Origin of the sequence: Catenulispora acidiphila DSM 44928, assembly GCF_000024025.1 — a bacterium.
Taxonomy (GTDB): Bacteria; Actinomycetota; Actinomycetes; order Streptomycetales; family Catenulisporaceae; genus Catenulispora; species Catenulispora acidiphila.
Map to the genome: position 1 here is coordinate 8,439,915 of NC_013131.1, position 18,055 is coordinate 8,457,969.

General features: G+C 71.7%; 14 protein-coding genes. 4 read left to right on the top strand and 10 right to left on the bottom strand.

Annotated features, from left to right (window positions below; genetic code table 11):
* Positions 1 to 40: 40 nt before the first annotated feature.
* From CACI_RS35960 to CACI_RS35970, 3 genes are all read left to right on the top strand, one after another.
* The gene (locus tag CACI_RS35960; RefSeq protein WP_015795823.1) at positions 41 to 865 is read left to right on the top strand and encodes a MerR family transcriptional regulator; all 825 of its coding nucleotides are present in this window, start codon (positions 41 to 43) and stop codon (positions 863 to 865) included.
* Between the two features lie 145 nt (positions 866 to 1,010).
* Positions 1,011 to 1,529, top strand: a complete 519-nt coding sequence (locus tag CACI_RS35965; RefSeq protein WP_015795824.1) for a SigE family RNA polymerase sigma factor — start codon at positions 1,011 to 1,013, stop codon at positions 1,527 to 1,529.
* Positions 1,526 to 2,575, top strand: coding sequence for a hypothetical protein (locus CACI_RS35970; RefSeq protein WP_015795825.1), 1,050 nt, complete (start codon positions 1,526 to 1,528; stop codon positions 2,573 to 2,575). Before CACI_RS35965 ends, CACI_RS35970 begins: the two co-directional genes overlap by 4 nt.
* A 94-nt stretch (positions 2,576 to 2,669) precedes the next feature.
* On the opposite strand, the gene proB is transcribed toward CACI_RS35970, so the two are convergent.
* The 8 genes from proB to CACI_RS36010 all read right to left on the bottom strand — a co-directional run bounded on the left by proB (position 2,670) and on the right by CACI_RS36010 (position 14,943).
* Positions 2,670 to 3,773 carry a glutamate 5-kinase gene (gene proB, locus CACI_RS35975; RefSeq protein WP_041543206.1) on the bottom strand — a complete coding sequence of 368 codons (1,104 nt, stop codon included), beginning with the start codon at positions 3,771 to 3,773 and terminating at the stop codon, positions 2,670 to 2,672.
* Between the two features lie 112 nt (positions 3,774 to 3,885).
* Positions 3,886 to 5,388: a GTPase ObgE gene (gene obgE / locus CACI_RS35980; RefSeq protein ID WP_015795827.1), complete on the bottom strand. Its 1,503-nt coding sequence runs from the start codon at positions 5,386 to 5,388 to the stop codon at positions 3,886 to 3,888.
* A 90-nt stretch (positions 5,389 to 5,478) separates the two neighbouring features.
* Complete coding sequence (gene rpmA, locus CACI_RS35985) at positions 5,479 to 5,736, bottom strand: 50S ribosomal protein L27 (RefSeq protein ID WP_015795828.1); 258 nt, start codon at positions 5,734 to 5,736, stop codon at positions 5,479 to 5,481.
* A gap of 15 nt (positions 5,737 to 5,751) precedes the next feature.
* Complete coding sequence (gene rplU / locus CACI_RS35990) at positions 5,752 to 6,072, bottom strand: 50S ribosomal protein L21 (protein ID WP_041543208.1); 321 nt, start codon at positions 6,070 to 6,072, stop codon at positions 5,752 to 5,754.
* A 285-nt stretch (positions 6,073 to 6,357) separates the two neighbouring features.
* Entirely contained in the window at positions 6,358 to 10,362 is a 4,005-nt protein-coding gene (locus tag CACI_RS35995) for an Rne/Rng family ribonuclease (RefSeq protein WP_015795830.1), read from the bottom strand.
* Positions 10,363 to 10,607: 245 nt separating this feature from the next.
* Positions 10,608 to 11,471, bottom strand: a complete 864-nt coding sequence (locus CACI_RS36000; RefSeq protein WP_041540675.1) for a TIGR03936 family radical SAM-associated protein — start codon at positions 11,469 to 11,471, stop codon at positions 10,608 to 10,610.
* A 188-nt stretch (positions 11,472 to 11,659) separates the two neighbouring features.
* Positions 11,660 to 13,534 (bottom strand): cell wall-binding repeat-containing protein, encoded by a 1,875-nt coding sequence (locus CACI_RS36005; RefSeq protein ID WP_015795832.1) that lies wholly within the window; start codon positions 13,532 to 13,534, stop codon positions 11,660 to 11,662.
* A 104-nt stretch (positions 13,535 to 13,638) separates the two neighbouring features.
* Positions 13,639 to 14,943, bottom strand: coding sequence for a benzoate/H(+) symporter BenE family transporter (locus tag CACI_RS36010; RefSeq protein ID WP_015795833.1), 1,305 nt, complete (start codon positions 14,941 to 14,943; stop codon positions 13,639 to 13,641).
* 65 nt (positions 14,944 to 15,008) lie between these two features.
* Between CACI_RS36010 and CACI_RS36015 the strand changes: the two genes are divergently transcribed.
* Entirely contained in the window at positions 15,009 to 15,578 is a 570-nt protein-coding gene (locus CACI_RS36015) for a helix-turn-helix domain-containing protein (protein ID WP_015795834.1), read from the top strand.
* 12 nt (positions 15,579 to 15,590) lie between these two features.
* Here the strand turns inward: CACI_RS36015 and galT are convergent, their stop codons facing one another.
* Together galT and galK are read right to left on the bottom strand one after the other, a co-directional pair.
* Complete coding sequence (gene galT / locus CACI_RS36020; protein ID WP_015795835.1) at positions 15,591 to 16,628, bottom strand: galactose-1-phosphate uridylyltransferase; 1,038 nt, start codon at positions 16,626 to 16,628, stop codon at positions 15,591 to 15,593.
* 15 nt (positions 16,629 to 16,643) lie between these two features.
* On the bottom strand, positions 16,644 to 17,894 hold the full coding sequence (gene galK / locus CACI_RS36025) for a galactokinase (RefSeq protein WP_223297349.1): 1,251 nt from the start codon (positions 17,892 to 17,894) through the stop codon (positions 16,644 to 16,646).
* Positions 17,895 to 18,055: the final 161 nt, after the last annotated feature.

Below are 18,055 nucleotides of genomic sequence, written 5' to 3' on the forward strand. Positions count from 1 at the left end.
GGCAAGACTCTCCAGTAAGGGGAGGCCTCACAATCAAGGCATGGGCTCGTTCCTCTCCATCGGCGATTTCTCGCGCGCCACGCACCTGACCGTCAAGACGCTCCGCCACTACCACGACGTCGGGCTGCTGGAGCCGGCCGACATCGATCCCGTCACCGGCTACCGCCGCTACACCGTCGGTCAGATCCCCGCCGCTCAGGTGATCCGACGGTTCCGGGAGCTGGGTATGCCGCTGGAGGAGATCCGGACGGTGATGGACGCGCCCGACGTGGACACCCGCAACCAGCACATCGCCGCGCATCTGAACCGGCTGGAGGCGGAGCTGGGGCGGACGCAGCGCGCCGTCGCCTCCCTGCGCGATCTGCTGGCGCCCGGCGAGGCCGACGCCGTACCCGACATCACGCTGCGGGAGGCGCCGGCGATCCACGCCGCGGCGGTCACCGAGACCGTCGCGATGACCGACGGCGCCGCGTGGATGCAGGGCGCGCTCGGCGAGCTGTACGCCACCGTCGCGGGCCAGGGTCTGGCGCAGACCGGTCCGGCGGGCGGTCTGTTCACCGACGCGGTCTTCACCGCGCACCACGGCGAGTCGACCGTCTTCGTCCCCTGCGAAGGTCCGGTGCGGCCGCTGGGCCGGGTCCGTCCCGCCGAGGTCCCGGCTGCCGAACTCGCGGTCATCGAGCACGCCGGGCCGCCGATCGAGTCCGACCGGGCCTACGGCGCGCTGGCGGCGTACGTCGAGCGCCACGCGCTGGCGGTGCAGGGTCCCATTCGCGAGTACTACCTGGTCGGGCAGCGCGACACCGCGGATGTCACGCGGTGGCGGACCGAGGTGTGCTGGCCGGTGTTCCGGGTCGGGAGCTGAGGGCGGGAAGAAAATCGCCGGCGCCGAGGCAACCGATTCCCCGGCCGTCCCGGTCAGGTGGGTGTCAGCGAGCGGGGCCACCGGGTCCCGCCGCCACCCGAGCCGCCTGTACCGGTCGGCGGGACACGCAAGGAGGGCCGGGCCGATGGCGAGATCCGACCGTGACGCCGAGTTCACCGAGTACCTCAGAGCACGGTCAGGATGGCTGACCCGGGTCGGCTACCTGCTCTGCGGGGACTGGCACCGCGCCGACGACCTCGCCCAGACCGCGGCCGTCCGGCTGTACCGGCACTGGAACCGCGCGTCGCGCGTGGAGAACATCGACGCCTACGCGCGGCGGATCCTGGTCAACGCCTTCCTCGACGAGAAGCAGTCCGCCTGGTCCCGGTTCACCTTCCTGCACCGCGGCACGATCGAGCGGGAGGCGCCGGCACTCGACGCCGACGCCTCCCTCGATCTGCGCGGCGCGCTGGCGAAGTTGGCGCCGCGGCAGCGCGCGACCGTGGTGCTGCGCTACTACTGCGACCTGTCGGTCGAAGAAGCAGCCGAGGTACTCGGGTGTTCCACGGGCACCGTCAAGAGCCAGACGGCGCGGGCGCTGGCCAATCTGCGGGTGCTCCTGGCGCCCGCGGCGGCGATCGAACTCGAAGGGATCACCCGATGAACGACGATCTGTATCCGACGACAACCCTGCCGACGGCTCTGCGCATGATCGCGGACGACGGCCAACCGCCCGCCATGGACGTCGAGCGCGTCCTGCACGAGGGACGGAACAGCCTGGTGCGGCGGCGCATGGCGGCGCTCGGCGGCGGGACCGCGGTGCTGGCCGTGACCGCGCTGGCGGTCGGCGCGCTGACCGGGATGGGAAGCGGGGTGCAGGACCGCGCGGGGGCGGCGAGCGCCGCGTTCACCGTGGATCCGCACGATCCAGTGCTCACCCACTGGCAGTTCGGCTACATGCCTTCGGGGATGGTCGCCTACGGCGGCGTCGATACGACCGACGAGCAGATGAGCGCGATACTGGAATCCGAGAACTCGCTCTTCCAACTGCAACTCATCCCCATGGAGGCTCCCATCCTCATCGACGGGGACCCCCGCGGCAGCGGCCCGACCGAGAAGGTCTCGGTGAAGGTGCCCGGGACGGCCAAGGCCTACTGGGAGGGCTACGGAAAGGGCCGGATCACCACGACCAACGGCCGAGGCGGCCAGATGGCCACCCTGGACCTGCAGCTGAAAAGCGGTCAGTGGGCGAGTCTGACGGCCAACAACATCGAGGCTCGCGCGGACTGGGAGGAGCAGGTTCTCCAGGCGGCCGCCGGCCTGGTCCACGAGGACCGCTCGGTCCCGATGCCCTTCCAACTCGCCGGAGCCCTCCCCCAGAGCTTCACGTTCAGAGGCGGCAGCGTCATGCGCAAGAGCGGGGTCGCCACCGCCTACATGATGTACCGCCTGGGCCCTGAGACGAATCAGATCTTCGAAGACATCGTCAGCATCGACGCGTCCACGGTGGGCGATACGGCGAACTCAAGCAATCAGAACCCGAATATGGATTCTGTCTGCAAGGACTCCAAGGGCTTGACCATCTGTGTGTCCTACCCCAAGAAGGTTCCCGCCGAGCTGACGGCGATCGGCGGCCCGCAAGCCCTGCTGGACCGGGTGACCTCGCTCGGCACGGACCCCGCGAACTGGACGACGGACGTCATCCGCTAGCCGCGCGAGGAAAACGCAGAGCCGGGACTACCTGACAGGCAGTCCCGACTCTTTCCTTCGTCGATTCAATACCCTGAGTCGCGCCAGACGCCGCTCAGCGCAAGACGACCAAGTCGTCCCGGTGCACCAGCTCCCGCTCGTATTGCGGTCCCAGCGCCGCCGCCAGTTCCCGCGTCGAGCGCCCGAGCAGCTCCGGCAGCTCGCTCGCGTCGTAGTTCACCAGCCCGCGCGCGACCGCGACCCCGGCGTCGTCCACCAGATCCACCGGGTCCCCGGCGTTGAAGGACCCTTCGACCCCCGTCACGCCGGCGGGCAGCAGCGACAGCCGCCGCTCGACCACCGCGCGTACCGCGCCGGGGTCCAGGTGCAGCGCCCCGCGCGTGTCGGCGGCGTGCGCCAGCCACAGCAGCCGGGTCGGCGTCCGCGAACCGGTCCGGTGGAACAGCGTGCCGACGGCCTCGCCGCGCAGCGCCCGCGAGGCGTGCGCCGCCGACGTCAGCACCACCGGGATCCCGGCCTCGGTGGCGATGCGCGCCGCCTCGACCTTCGTCGCCATCCCGCCGGTCCCGAGCCCGGCCTTGCCGGCGCCGCCGATGGAGATGCCGGCCAGGTCCGCCGGGCCGCGGACGTCGGCGACCTGGGACGTGCCCGGCTTGGACGGGTCGCCGTCGTAGAGCGCGTCCACATCGGAGAGCAGGACCAGCAGGTCGGCGTGCACCAGGTGCGCCACGAGAGCGGCCAGCCGGTCGTTGTCGCCGAAGCGGATCTCGTGCGTGGCGACCGTGTCGTTCTCGTTCACGATCGGCACGACGTTCATGTCCAGCAGCCGCGCCATCGTCTGGTGCGCGTTGCGGTAGTGCGAGCGCCGCGTGGTGTCGTCGACCGTGAGCAGGACCTGCCCGACGGTGCGGCCGTAGCGCGCGAAGGAAGCCGTGTACCGCCCGACCAGCAGACCCTGGCCGACGGACGCCGCGGCCTGCTGCGTCGGCAGGTCCTTGGGGCGCTTGCGCAGGCCCAGCGGCGACAGGCCCGCGGCGATGGCGCCGGAGGACACCAGCACCAGCTGCGTCCCCGGCACGCCGAGGCGCGAGGCGAGGGCGTCGACCAAAGCGTCGACGCGCTCGCCGGACAGCCCGCCGACCGCGGTGGTCAGCGACGAGGAGCCGACCTTGACCACGATCCGCCGGGCGGCGGACACCTCTTCTCGCACCTGGCCGGACACGGTCGCTCAGAACCCTTACTCTCGGCTTCTCGCGGACTGTCGCGGACTGTCGCGGATTGTCGCGGGATGGCTGCGGCCCTGTCGCGGGCTAGTCGTCGTCCTCGGGGGCGAACAGATCGATTGTCCCATCCGCGCGGCGCCGGTGCGCCTTGCGATACTCGGCGTCTCGCGATGTGGGCCGCTCCTCGTGCAGGTGCAGGCGGGGGTCCTCGCCGCGGCGGCCGCCGGTGGCGGTGACGCCGAGCGCGCCGGTGGGGATCGAGGGCTGCCAGTCGAAGACCACGGCGCGCGGGCCGTCGCCGATGACCACCGTGTCGCCCTCGTTCGCGCCCATCTTGACCAGCTCGGTCTCGACCCCGAGCTTGTTCAGCCGGTCGGCGAGGTAGCCGACCGCCTCCTCGTTGTTGAAGTCGGTCTGGCGCACCCAGCGCTCGGGCTTGGTGCCGCGCACGAAGTAGGCGTCCTCGGCCTCGTCGTAGGTGATGGTGAAGCCGATCTCGTCGACCGCCTTGGGGCGGATGACGATGCGCTCGGGCTCCGGCTCGACGCGGTTCGCGCGCGCGGTGTCCACGATCTTCGCCAGCGCGAAGGACAGCTCGCGCAGTCCGGCGCGGGACACCGCGGAGACCTCGTAGACGTCCAGCCCGCGAGCCGCCAGCTCCGGCCGCACGATGTCGGCCAGGTCCTGGCCCTCGGGGATGTCGGTCTTGTTCAGCACGACCAGGCGCGGCCGGTCGGACAGCTTGCCGTAGATCCCCCACTCGCTCTCGTCGCGGGAGTCCTCGTAGGCGCGCAGTTCGGCCTCGATGACGTCCAGGTCGGAGATCGGGTCGCGGTCGCTCTCCAGGGTCGCGCAGTCCAGGACGTGCACGAGCACAGCGCAGCGCTCGATGTGCCGCAGGAACTCGTGGCCCAGGCCCTTGCCGTCGGAGGCGCCGGGGATCAGCCCGGGCACGTCGGCGATGGTGTAGACCGACTCCCCGGCGCTGACCACGCCGAGGTTCGGGACCAGGGTGGTGAACGGGTAGTCGGCGATCTTCGGCTTGGCCGCGGACACCGCCGCGATCAGCGAGGACTTGCCGGCGCTGGGGTAGCCGACCAGGGCCACGTCGGCGACCGACTTCAGCTCCAGGGTGAACTCGCCGTCGTCGCCGGGCTCGCCGAGCAGCGCGAAGCCGGGCGCCTTGCGCTTGGAGGTGGACAGCGCCGCGTTGCCGAGGCCCCCGATGCCGCCGTGCGCGACGACGAACCGGGTCCCGCCGCCCACCAGGTCGGCGACCACCTCGCCGAAGGCGTCCTTCACCACGGTGCCGGAGGGCACCGGCAGCACCAGGTCGACGCCGTTGGCACCGGTCTGGAAGTCACCGCCCCCGGGCTTGCCGTTGGTGGCCTTGCGGTGCGGGGAGAAGTGGTAGTCCAGCAGCGAGTTCGTGTTCGGATCCACCACCAGGACGATGTCCCCGCCGCGGCCGCCGTTGGCGCCGTCGGGCCCGCCGAGCGGCTTGAACTTCTCGCGCCTGACCGAGGCGCAGCCGTGGCCGCCGTTCCCGGCCGTGACATGCAGCTTCACACGATCGACGAATGTCGCCATGGTCAGCGCCTCCTTGCTGTTGTGGACAAGCGGTGAAACACGAAGAAGCGGGCCGGGGTAGCCCCCGGCCCGCTCCGCAGAAGCCGAGATCTACTCAGCCGCCGGGACGATCGAGATGACGCGCCGGCCGCGCAGAGTGCCGAACTCCACCTTGCCCGCGGCGAGCGCGAACAGGGTGTCGTCCTTGCCGCGGCCCATGTTCAGGCCGGGGTGGAAGTGGGTGCCGCGCTGGCGGATGATGATCTCGCCGGCGTTGACGTTCTGGCCGCCGAAACGCTTCACGCCGAGGCGCTGGGCATTGGAATCGCGACCGTTCTTGGAGGACGAAGCGCCCTTCTTGTGTGCCATGGTTCGCCCCTGCCCTTACTTCGTGCCGCTGTCGATGGCGGTGATCTTGATCTGGGTGTGCTTCTGGCGGTGGCCCTTGCGCACGCGGTAGCCGGTCTTGTTCTTGTACTTGAGGATGTGGATCTTCGGACCCTTGGTCTCCTCGACCACCTCGGCCTTGACCTTCACGCCCTCCAGGACCCACGGGTCGGAGGTGACGGCGTCGCCGTCGACGAGCAGGATCGCGGAGAGTTCCACTTCCTGGCCGGCCGGGACCTTGGGAAGGCGGTCCACCTCGACGACGTCGCCGACAGCCACCTTGTGCTGCCGTCCGCCGCTCTTGACGATCGCGTACACCGCGAAACTCACTCTCTTCTCGTCGACTGGGGGTCGATCAGGTCTGCTGCCTTACTCGCGACCAACTCAGTAGCTGGTCACAAGCGTCCGGCACTTCTTGCGAGGTGCGGACTGACGACCCATCGAGCCGATCATCATCCGGGCCGCCTCTGCTCGCGCAGGGGCCCTGGATGCCGGGCACACGTATCGCATGCCGAAGCTCAAGGGTACGGAAGTCCGCGCCTGTGGGTCAAACTGGCGCCGGACAGGTCCGGCCGAGCTGTGCCGCCCGGCCGGACCCGCCCGTCAGTTGTGGGCCGCCGGAGGACCCGCCGGGCGCTTGGCCGCACGGCGCACCCGCAGGCCACGGCGCTTGGGGGCGTCGGGGTCCGCTTCGGCGGCCGGCGCCGGGGCGACGGCCATCGCGGCGACCGCGGACGGCTCGGCGACCTCCGCCTCGGTCTCGTCCTTGTCCGCCTCGGAGGCGCTCACGGCGCCGCCGGTGCGCGGGACGTAGACGGTGTGCGCCTGGGCGTCGCCGACGGCCAGCCGCTCGGTGACGTCGGCCTCCTCGGCGGCGACCACGTCGTCCGGGGTCACGACCGGAGCCACCACGTGCTCGTGGCTCGGGACGCGGTCCACGGCGCTGTGCTCGGACAGCTCGGCGGCCTCGTCCTCGTCGCGGTCGGTGTCGGCGTCGTCCGCGACGCCGGCGCCGTCCGCGGCGACCCGGGCCACCTTGGTCACGGTGACCGGGCCGGCCGGCGCCTGCTCGCCGTCGGCGAAGTCCTGGAACTCCTCCGGCACGCCGTCCACGTCGTACTGCGGGTCGAAGTGCTGCTGGCGGTCGGCGTGGCCGTGCGACTTGCGCCGCTTGCGCCGGCCGCGGCCGCCCTCGTGCTCCTCCTCCGCGCCGCCCTGGCCGCCGTCGGCGCGGGACTCCTCCTGCTTGCCGCCGCCCTTGTTCTGCTGGCTGCGGCCGTCGCGGTCGGCGTCCTCGGACCCGTGGCCGTGGCCGTGCGGCACCGGCTCCATGTGGACCAGCACGCCGCGGCCGTTGCACTTGTCGCAGGTCTCGGAGAAGGCCTCCAGCAGGCCCTGGCCCACGCGCTTGCGGGTCATCTGGATCAGACCGAGGGAGGTGACCTCGGCCACCTGGTGCTTGGTCCGGTCCCGGCCCAGGCACTCCAGCAGCCGGCGCATCACCAGGTCGCGGTTGGACTCCAGGACCATGTCGATGAAGTCGATGACGATGATGCCGCCGAGGTCGCGCAGCCGCAGCTGGCGGACGATCTCCTCGGCCGCCTCGATGTTGTTGCGGGTGACCGTCTCCTCCAGGTTGCCCCCGGAGCCGGTGAACTTGCCGGTGTTGACGTCGATCACGACCATCGCCTCGGTGCGGTCGATGACCAGCGAGCCGCCGGAGGGCAGCCAGACCTTGCGGTCCAGCGCCTTGGCCAGCTGCTCGTCCACCCGGTGCACGGCGAAGATGTCCTGCTCGGAGGTCCAGCGCTCCAGCCGCGGCGCCAGGTCCGGGGCGACGCCCCCGACATACTCGCGGATGGTGTCCCAGGCCTGGTCGCCGGAGACGACCAGCTTGCTGAAGTCCTCGTTGAAGATGTCGCGCACCACGCGCACGGTCAGGTCCGGCTCGCCGTACAGCAGGGTCGGAGCCGAGCCGGCCGAGGTCTTGGCCTTGCGCTGGATCTCCTCCCACTGCGCGGACAGCCGCTCCACGTCGCGGCGCAGCTCGTCCTCGGTGGCGCCCTCGGCCGCGGTGCGCACGATGACGCCGGCGTGCTCGGGGACGACCGCCTTCAGGATGGTCTTGAGGCGGTTGCGCTCGTTCTCCGGCAGCTTGCGGCTGATCCCGGTCATGGTGCCCTCGGGCACGTAGACCAGGTAGCGGCCGGGCAGCGAGATCTGGCTGGTCAGCCGGGCGCCCTTGTGGCCGATCGGGTCCTTGGTGACCTGGGTCAGGACCGCCTGGCCGCTCTTCAGGACGCTCTCGATGCGCTTGGCCTGGCCGGTGATCCCGGCGGCTTCGAAGTTGACCTCGCCGGCGTACAGCACGGCGTTGCGGCCCTTGCCGATGTCGACGAACGCGGCCTCCATCGAGGGCAGCACGTTCTGGACCTTTCCCAGGTACACGTTGCCGACGTAGGACGCGGACTGCGCGCGGTTGACGTAGTGCTCGACGAGCACGCCGTCCTCCAGGACGCCGATCTGGGTCCGGTCGCCGCTCTGGCGCACGACCATGACCCGCTCGACGCTCTCGCGCCGGGCGAGGAACTCGGCCTCGGTGATCAGCGGCGCGCGGCGGCGGCCGGTGTCCCGGCCCTCGCGGCGGCGCTGCTTCTTGGCCTCCAGGCGGGTCGAGCCGCGCACGCCCTGGACGTCGTCGTCCGCCAGGCCGCCGCCCTTGCGGTCCCGGCTGCGCACGCGGGACTCGCGGACCTTGACCACGGTGTTCGGCGGGTCGTCCGGACCGGGCTCCATGGACTCGCCACCGGCCCGGCGGCGGCGCCGGCGACGGCGGCGGCTGGAGGAGCCGGTGCCCTCGTCGTCGTCCTCTTCGTCGTCCTCGGCTTCGGCCTCGGCGCTGTCGGTCGCCGGCTCGGCCTGCTCAGAGCGGTTCCGGTTGCGGTTGCGCGTCCGGGTGCGGCGGGTCGGCGCCGGCTCCTCCTCGGCTTCGGCCTCGGGCTCGGCTTCGGCCTCGGTGTCCGACGCCTCGGCCTTGGCGGCCTTGGCGGCGGCCTTCTGCGCGGCGGCGGTGGTCAGGTCGGGCGCCTGGAACAGCGGCACGCCGGCGGCCGGCGCGGCGGCGCGCGCGGCGATGATGGCGCGGGCCCGCTCGGCCGGGGACAGGCTGTCGAGGTCGACGGGCTGCTCGGCGTCCTGGGCGGCAGTCTGGGCGGTCGCAGTGTCCTGGGCGGCGGGCTGGGACTGCTGGGCCTTGTCCTGCTTGCTCTGGCGGGACTGCCTGCCCTGGCGGGGCTTGTCCTGCTTGTCCTGCTTGTCCTGCTGAGCCTGGCCCTGCTTGTCCTGCTGGCCCTGCTTGTCCTGGCCCTGCTTGTCCTGGCCCTGCTGAGTCTGCTGGCCCTCGGCGGCCTCTTCCAGGGCGCGCGGCGGGCCCGCGGGAGCGGAGGCGGCGCGGCGGCGGGTGCGCTTGGACTTGGCGCCGGACTCGGCGTCGTCGTCCGAGGCGGCAGCAGCAGCTGCAACAGGCACCGTCGGGGCTTCGGCCTGGGCCTTGGGCTCCGCCTTGAACTCCGGCTTGCCGGGCTGCTCGGTGGGTGTCTCCTGCGCCGGGGCGGCCTTCTTGGCCGTCTTCGCAGGCAGCTGCGGCGCCGCGAACGGGTTCGCGAACGGCGAGCTGAGACCGGTCGGGCGGGAGCCCGAGTCGGCGGACTGGTCGTCGGCCTGCTCGGCGGTGCCCTGCGGGGCGGTGGCAGCCTCGGGGGCGCTCGCCTGCTGGGCCGCGGTGCCGGCCGAGGTGGCGCGGCGGCGGGTGCGGGTGCGGGACGCGCCGGCGGTGTCGGCCTGGCTGGTGTCCGACTGGCTGGTCTCGGCCTGGTCGGACGAGGTGTCGACCTGAGCCGAGGCGGTATCGGCAGCGGCGGCGGAAGCCTGGTCGCGGTCGGCGGCTGCGGCGCGGGTCCCGCGCTTGGCGGCACCGGTACGACCGGTCCCGGCGGCAGCGGTCTCGGAGCGACCGGTCCCGGCAGCAGCGGCAGCGGTGTCGGCGGTCTTGGCGCCCTCAGCGCTCTCAGCACCCGAATCGGCGCCGGTCACCTGCTCGGCGGCGGTCCCGGCCGACGTGGCGCGGCGGCGGGTACGCGTCCGCGCACCCTTGGCGGCGTCGTCGGCGGTGTCCGCGGCGGGCTGCGCCTGCTCGGTCGGGGCGGTCTGCGCGGTGGCGGAGCCGGAGTCCCGGGCCTCGCCGGCCGCGACCGGCTCGGCCTCGGCAGCCTTCTTGCGCGTGCGGGCACGCGTCGTCTTCTTGGCAGCGGATGCGCTGTCCCCGGGCTCGGCCGTCTCCGGCTCGGGTTCCGGGGCGGCGACCTTCTTGGCCGCGGTCTTGCGCGCCCGCTTGGGCTTGCTCTCGGGCTCCGCGGCGGCGTCGCCGGAGGCCGCGGCCTCGGACCCCGCCTCCGGGGGCTGCGGCGGGCCGGCCGGGCGGCTGGCCGCCCGGCGGCGCTGGCGCTGGGGCGCCCCGCCTTCGTTGGTGGCGGCCGTGGCCGCGTCCTGCGCGTCTGACGTCTGGTCCGGCTGTTCGCCGGGGACGCCGGTGGGCTCGTTGTCGAGCATCCGGGCGGTTCTCCCGTCATGCCCCCCGGGCGCGCGCGAAGCGGTGCCCCACATCTTCCCCGCCGATCCGGCGGGGGATGGGCACAGCCGGCGAATCCCTGACAGATCCGGGTGCTCTGCGGCGCCACACAGGTGGCTGTTGGTGTCTTCGCCTCGTCGGGTGCGGTCGCCCGGCGCTTAGCGGGGCCGGCCGCCGACCTGACGAGAAGTCTGGTTGGGTCGTGCTCTCGACGTCACCGGTCGCATCACCGGTCGGCCGCCGACCCCGCGGCGGCCCGGTCCGGATCCAGGGGATCGGACAGCGCCTCCACGCTCACACTGGTCGGCGTCGCGTCGGACCCGGGTCGCAGCGGCCCCTGCGCCAGCCTCGTCACCTGGGGAGGGACGGGCGGCACCAGGCCTGCCACACGACCGAGTCCGGTCAGGACGTCGTCGGGCCGCACGGCGGGTGTCAGGTGCCGCACGACTAGTCGCAGTATCGCACAGGGTCGATCGTCCCGCCCGCCACCTTCTGCGACACCGCTCTCACCTGCGGAAACGCCGGAGCCCTCCACGCCGCCGACACCGGCTGCGGCGCCATCGGCCGAAACTCCGGCCTCGATCCCGGTCACCGCGGAGCGCGCGTCGAACGTCCGCATGCCGTTCTTCGTCTTCCGCTCGACCAGCACCTCCTCGGCCGCCGCGAACGCCGCCACCGCGGCAGCGGCCTCCTGCGGCGCCACCCCCGGCAGCCGGATCTCCCACACGGATGCCTCCAGCCGCTCCATCAGGCTCGGCGTGGCGGCCTCGACGACCTCCAGGATGTCCAGGTCAGCCGGCAGCGACCCGTCCAGCGCGGCAGCCAGCTCCGCCGGAACCAGCGCCCGCGTGACCCCGATCTCGACGTACTCGGCCTCACTGGCCACCCCGGTCGGCGCGGCGCCGGCCCACGACACCTTCGGATGCGGCGTGAACCCCGCCGAATACGCCATCGGCACCCGCGCCCGCCGCAACGCGCGCTCGAAGGCCCGCTGGATGTCACGGTGGCTGGTGAAGCGCAGCCGTCCACGCTTGGCGTAGCGGATGCGGAGCTTCTGAACGGTCGGCGGCGGCGCCGGTCCGTCGGGCATGCGGGCCACGGGGGTTGGGTCTCCTCGGTGATGCGGGCGGTGACGCGGGCAGTGATGCTCGATGCGGCTGTGCTGGTTGTTCAGGATAGCCGGTGCGGAGCGATGGTCACTGTCGGTAATCAGACCTCACGCCAAGAGGGCGACGACGCGGTCAGCGTCGTCGCCCTCTTACGCAGAAGTGCGCGGCCCTAGCGGGGACCGGTGTGCGCGCCCGGGTTGTTCCGCGCGTACACCCACTGGTTGGGCTGACCGATGAGGTCGCCCACCTGGTTCTGGAGGCCGTCGTCGATGACCGCGGGACCGCCGAACATGATGGCGTCCGAGACCGAGCCCGAAGCGTGGTTCAGGTAGTCGGCCGTCTCGCTGGGCAGCCCGGTCGGACCGGTCAGCAGCAGCGGTCCGCCGACCCGGCCGGCCAGCGCGCCCCCGGCCAGCGCGTCGGGGAAGTTGAAGCCGGTCGCGATCCCGACCACCTGCGGCCCGCTGAAGAAGGTCTGCGCCACGAACGTGGCAGTCTCGAACCGGTCCAGACCGGAGACCCTCGTCGCCGCCATCCGCACCGAGCTCAGCGCGGTGACCGCCCCGCCGCCGACGCCGAACACCGCCCGCTGCGGCACCGCGTTGATGAACGCCTGGGTCTGGGGCGGCATCTTCGTGTCCGAGGTGAGCACCACCACGGTGTTCGGCCGCGAACCGGCCACCGCGCCGGCCGCGAGCGCGTCGGGGAAGTTCAACCCGGTGGCGGCGAGGATGGTGACGGGATTGTGCGTGTAGTCCGGGACGATCGTCTTGGCGATGTCCACCGCGGTGTCGAACCGGTCGTTGCCGCCGATCCGCGACGGCCGGAACCCGGCTGCCGCGACCTGGTTGAACGTGTGCGCCGAGATCGCCGCGGTCTGCCCCAGCACGTAGACGAACCCGCCCGGCTTCAGCACCCGCTGGATCTCCGCGAGCGTCCGCGGGTCCAGGTTCCCGGTCGGCGTCAGCAGCAGCGGACCGTGGAACCGCGCGGCGAGCGCCGACCCGGCCAGCGCGTCGGCGAAGATGTCCTGGCGCGCCAGCACGACCACGTTCGCCTGCTGATTCCCGTAGGACCACCCCGAGACCTCGTCGGCGGTGCCGATGCGGTCGGGACCGTCGAGGCGCTCGACGAGGTTGACGGGGTTGGACGTCGACGGCGGCCGGGACATGTCCGCGTTGGGCTGCCAGGAGATGCGGCCGGTGACGAAGGCGACGGTGTTCTCGACGGGGCCGCGCACCGGCTTGATCGTCACCACGGCGCCGGCGGCGGCGAACGCGATCAGCGAGCCGTCCGAGGACCACACGGGGGTGTCGTTCTTCTGCAGCGGCTTGGCGTCGGTGGTGAGCTGGGTCGGGTTCGAACCGTCGACCCCGACGGTGAACACCTGCGGGAGCCCGTTGAGGTCTTCGTGGATGTAGGCGATCGTCCGGCCGTTGGGCGAGATCGAGGGCTGAGTGCCGGCGTTCGTGTTCGCCACCCGCGCCGCGGCGTTGGTGTAGCCGTTGTAGGTCCAGACCCACGTCGCGCCGTTGGTCTTCCGCTGGAAGACCATGCTGCCGTTGGCGCCGCCCTGCGGGGCGGAGTCCTGGTCTCCCGGCTGGTGGCCCGCCGAGAGCACCTGCACCGCGCCGCCCAGGCTCGGAACCGAGTACAGGCTGCCGCCGTGGGCGTAGACGATGAGGCTGCCGCCGTTGATCCACGTCGGGTGGGACGCGCCGGCGTTGGCGGCCACGACTATCGGGTCGCTGCCGTCGAAGCGGGCCGAGATCACGCTGCCGTTCTGGTCGACGTAGGCGACCCGGCTTCCGTCCGGCGCCCACTCCGCGTCGGCGATCCGGCTCGAGGGCATCTGCTCGGTACCGCCGCCGCCGGGCGTGGAGCTGCCGAAGTGCAGGAGGTTGTCCTGTCCGGTCGTGACCGTCAGCGGACCGTTCACTCCCGGGAAGGTCTTCGGCGCGACGTTCGCATGGGCCGGGACCGCCAAAGAAGTGGCGGCGGCGAGGGCTGTCGCGGCGGCTGCCGTGAACTTCTTTGCGGACACCTTTGCTTCTCCCCTGGGTAGATCTGGGTCCTGCGATCCGACGTGCCAGCTTATCCATCTGGTGTCTTGGGGTCCACCCTGTGCTAGCCGATGGTTGCCAACGGTCACGCGTTGTTCACTTGATGGCGTCTGAACTGGGATGTGACGAGGAGGGCGAGGCCTATGAGGAGGCCCCAGAATGCGGCTCCGATTCCGGCGACGGTGATGCCGGATGCGGTGGTGACGAATGCCGCTGTCGCCGGTTCGCGATAGCGGATATCGCTTAAGGCTGTTGTCAATGCTCCGCCTAGAGCGGGCAGGAGTGCGAGGCCTGCGACGCCTTCGATCAGCAGGGGCGGCGCGGCGATGAGAAGTGCTGTCGCGGCGGCGGCGGCGAGGCCCAGGACGACGTACAGCACGCCCGCGGTCGTGGCGGCGATCCAGCGGCGGCGGGGGTCGCGGTGTGCGTCGGGGCTGGCCGCCAGGGCGGCGGTGATGGCGGCGAAGTTGATGGCGATGCCGCCGAAGGGGGCGCCGAGGGCCGTCGCCGCGCCGGTGCCCATCAGGACTTCGCGGATCGGGGGTTCGTAGCCGTAGCTGCGCATCACCGCGATGCCCGCGAGGTTTTGGGACGCCATCGTCACCAGGTACAGCGGCAGTCCGAGGCTTATCAGGGTTCCGATATCCAGGCGCGGCGTGGTGGCGGTCAGCGTCGGGAGCAGGCCGCCGGTCAGATGGCCGCGCGTGGACGGGTCGAGCGCGAGGCCGATGAAGGCTGCGGCGAGAGCGGCCGGAGTAGCCCACCGCTTGGCGAAGCGCCCCAGCACGACCCACACCGCGAGCGCCGGCAACGCCAAACGCGGCAGACGCACCGCTGCTTGGGCGGACTCGAAACAGATCGGCGCGATCACCCCGGCGAGCATCGCGGCGGAAATCGCCGCGGGGATGGTCGCGATCCACCGCGTCAGCGTGCGCGAGAACCCGGTGATGACGATCAGCAGCCCCGCCAAGGCAAACGCGCCAAGCGCTTCGCGGTAGCCGCTCGCCCCTCCATGTCCGGAATGCACACGTCCCGCGCCGATACTCACGAGCAGCGCCGCGCCAGGCGTCGACCAAGCGATGCTGATCGGCATCCGGTGGCGGACGCTGAATACGACCCCTGCGACGCCCATCGAGACGCTGAGCACCAACAGCCCCGACGCTGCTTGACGTTCAGTGGCTCCGATCGCCCGCAACCCGGCGATGACAACCGCGAACGAACTTGTGAAACCAACAAGCGCCGTGACAACGCCGGCTCCGAACGTCGGCCCTAGCCCGTCGTCACCCCGGCTGCGATCGGTGTCGCCACCGTCGCCGCCGCCGACAGCGACAACGGCATCCTCAACCTCAACCCCGGCAGCCCCAACGCCCCCACCCTGCTCACCACCCACGACGGACCTCCCTGTTCCGTATATGGAACAAGCTATCAGCTCCCCTTCCGGTGTAGGTTGCGAACGTGGGAGACGGCACGCCATCGGACTTCGCCACCCAGATCGGCGCACGCATCCGACGCCTGCGCCTGGAACGCGGCGTCAGCCTCTCGGCGCTGGCCCGCGACGCCGCCGTCGGCAAAGCCACCCTCTCCGGTCTGGAAGACGGCTCGCGCGGCAACCCCACGATCGAGACCCTGTACGCGATCGCCGGCCGCCTCGGCGTCCCCATCGGCGCGCTGCTCCCCGATCCCCCGCACCCCGGCGAGAAACCGCTGGAGACGATCCACGGAACCGCGGTGTCGGCCTCGCTCCTGGAGACGTTCTCCGACGCGGACGCCGACACCGAACTCTTCCGGCTCCACATCCGCCCCGGCCATGAGCAGCTCTCCCCCGCGCATCCGCCGGGAACGGTCGAATACCTCACCGTCTTCACCGGGACAGCGCGCGTCGGCCGCCCCGACGCGTTGCTCACCGTCCCGCCCGGCGCGCATGTGTCATGGACGGCCGACGTGCCGCACACCTACACCGCGATCAGCGACGACGACGTCTATGCCAGCCTGCTGATTCGCACTCCCCGGCCGCCCGAAAGCTAGGCGGCGCGGAGCCTAGCCCTCGCCCCGCAACATCGCCGCGGCACGCTCCGGCCGGATGTCGTTCATGAACGCCCCCGCCCCCGACTCCGTCCCGGCCAAGTACTTCAGCTTCCCGGGCGCACGCCGCAGCGCCGCGAGCTGCCATCGCAGATGGGACTCGGCACGCCCGGCGGTGACAGGAGCCTGATACCACGAGCCGATGTACGGCATCGGACCGTCGAACAGCGCGTCCAGCCGCTGCACGCAGTCCTTGCCGATGACCGCCAACTCGTCGCGCTCCACCGAAGTCAGCGCCGGGATGTCGGGGACGTGCCGGTTCGGGACTATGTCCACTTGGAACGGCCACCGGCCGGCATAGGGCACGTACGCCGTGAAGTACTCCCCGGCGGTGATGATCCGCGACCCCTCCGCCTTCTCCTCCACCAGCGCGTCGCACGCCACGCAGCCGCCGGTGCTCTCGTGGTACGCGGCGGCGACGTCCAGCATCTTCTGCATACGCGGCGGGATGAACGTGAACGCGTAGATCTGCCCGTGCGGATGGTGCAGCGTGACGCCGACCTCGACGCCGCGGTTCTCAAAGCAGTACACGTACTCCACACCGGGACGCGAGGCGAGCTCGCTGGTGCGGTCGGCCCAGACGTCGACGATGTGCCGGATGCGCGAGACCGGCAGCGCGCCGAAGGAGGCGGCGTGTTCGGCGCTGAACACCACGACCTCGCAGCGGCCGGTCGAGCCGGCCAGGGAGGGGAAACGGTTCTCGAAGACCGCGACGTCGTAGTCGGCGGCCGGGATCTCGCTGAGGTGGCCGGGCCGTGAGGGGTCCAGCGGGCACTGGTCGGCGGCGGGCAGGAAGGTGCGGTCCTGGCGGTGGCCGGCCACCGCCGTGATCTCGCCGGTGAGCGCGTCGCGGCGCAGTTCGCTGGTGGTGGACACGGTCGGCAGATCGCGCTCGTCGGCGGCGGAGCGGTCCTGGCCGGGGGTCTCGTCGTAGTAGATCAGCTCCCTGCCGTCCGAGAGCTTGGTGACGGTCCTGGTCAGATCGAGGTCCATGGTTCGAGGTCTCCGTCAGGGGATCCGGTGCGCGCCCGCCGAAGCGACGGCGGGGAAGAACTGGGGCTCGGTGTATCCGTGTTCTGCGAAAGCGGCGACGACGGCCGCGCGCACGTCGTCCAGCAGATCGCGGTCGACCAGCGCGATGGCGCTGCCGCCGAAGCCGCCGCCGGTCATCCGCGCGCCGTGCGCGCCGGCCGCGACCGCGGTGGCCACGGCGAGGTCGAGTTCGGGGGCGCTGACTTCGTAGTCGTCGCGCAGGGAGGCGTGGGACTGCATCATGCGGTGCCCCAGCCGGGGCAGGGAGAGCGGCTCCTGGTTCAGGATCTCGACGAACTGCTCGACGCGCGCGTCCTCGGTGACGACGTGCCGCAGCCGCCGCGCGAAGGTCTCGCCGAGCCCGACCGACACCTTCGCGAAAGATTCAGGAAGCTCGGCCACCGAGACGTCGCGCAGGGCGGCGACGCCCAGGAACTCGGCGGCACGCTCGCACGCCGAGCGGCGGTCGGCGTAGCCGTTCTCGCCGTGCGCGTGCGACACCCGGGTGTCGATGATGAGCAGCAGCGCGTTCTCGGCGGCCAGATCGAAGGGCTGCGGCCGCACCTCGCCGCTGCGGGTGTCGATGTACAACACCGAGCCGTCCTGGCCGAACGCCGAGGACATCTGGTCCAGCGGGCCGCACGGCACGCCGGCGTAGATGTTCTCCGCGCGCTGCGTGTGCCGCGCGAGTTCGGCCGTGGTGAGCTCGAACCCTGAGACACCCGCGAGCGCGAGCGCTGTCGCGCACTCCAGGGCAGCCGAGGAGGACAGCCCGGAACCGACCGGCACAGTGCTGGTCAGGTAGACGTCCGCGCCGCCGACCGGGAACCCGGCCTGCTGCAGGATCCACGCGACGCCGACCGGGTAGCCGGCCCAGCCGCGGACCGCCGGTTCGGCCAGCGGCGCCATGGCGGGGTCCGCGGCGTCGCGGCTGTCGCCGGCCGACCCCGGGCCGACGAGGGCGTCGAGGGAGATCTCGACCGTCTCGTCGAGCTGTGCGGCGTACACCCGCAGTGTCCGGTCCTGTCGGGGCGCGGCGGCCGCGTAGCAGGCGCGGTCGATCGCCATCGGCAGGACGAAGCCGTCGTTGTAGTCGGTGTGTTCGCCGATGACGTTCACCCGCCCCGGCGCGGCCCACACTCCGGCGGGCTCGCTGCCGAACCGCTCGTGGAATCCACGCCGCGCGCCGTCCACCGTCGACGCCACCGATCCCGTGTCGAGGCTCACCGCCACCCCTCACCCTGCTGTTGTGATCCGTTTGATTCTGTTCGGATCTGGTGAGGTCAGGGTAGCGGTGAGATCATCGCCCCGACAAGCGCGTCCCGCGAGGCTTCGCGACGGTTCGCCATGCGCTGCGCTTATGGCAAGCCGATCGCCCACGACCGACA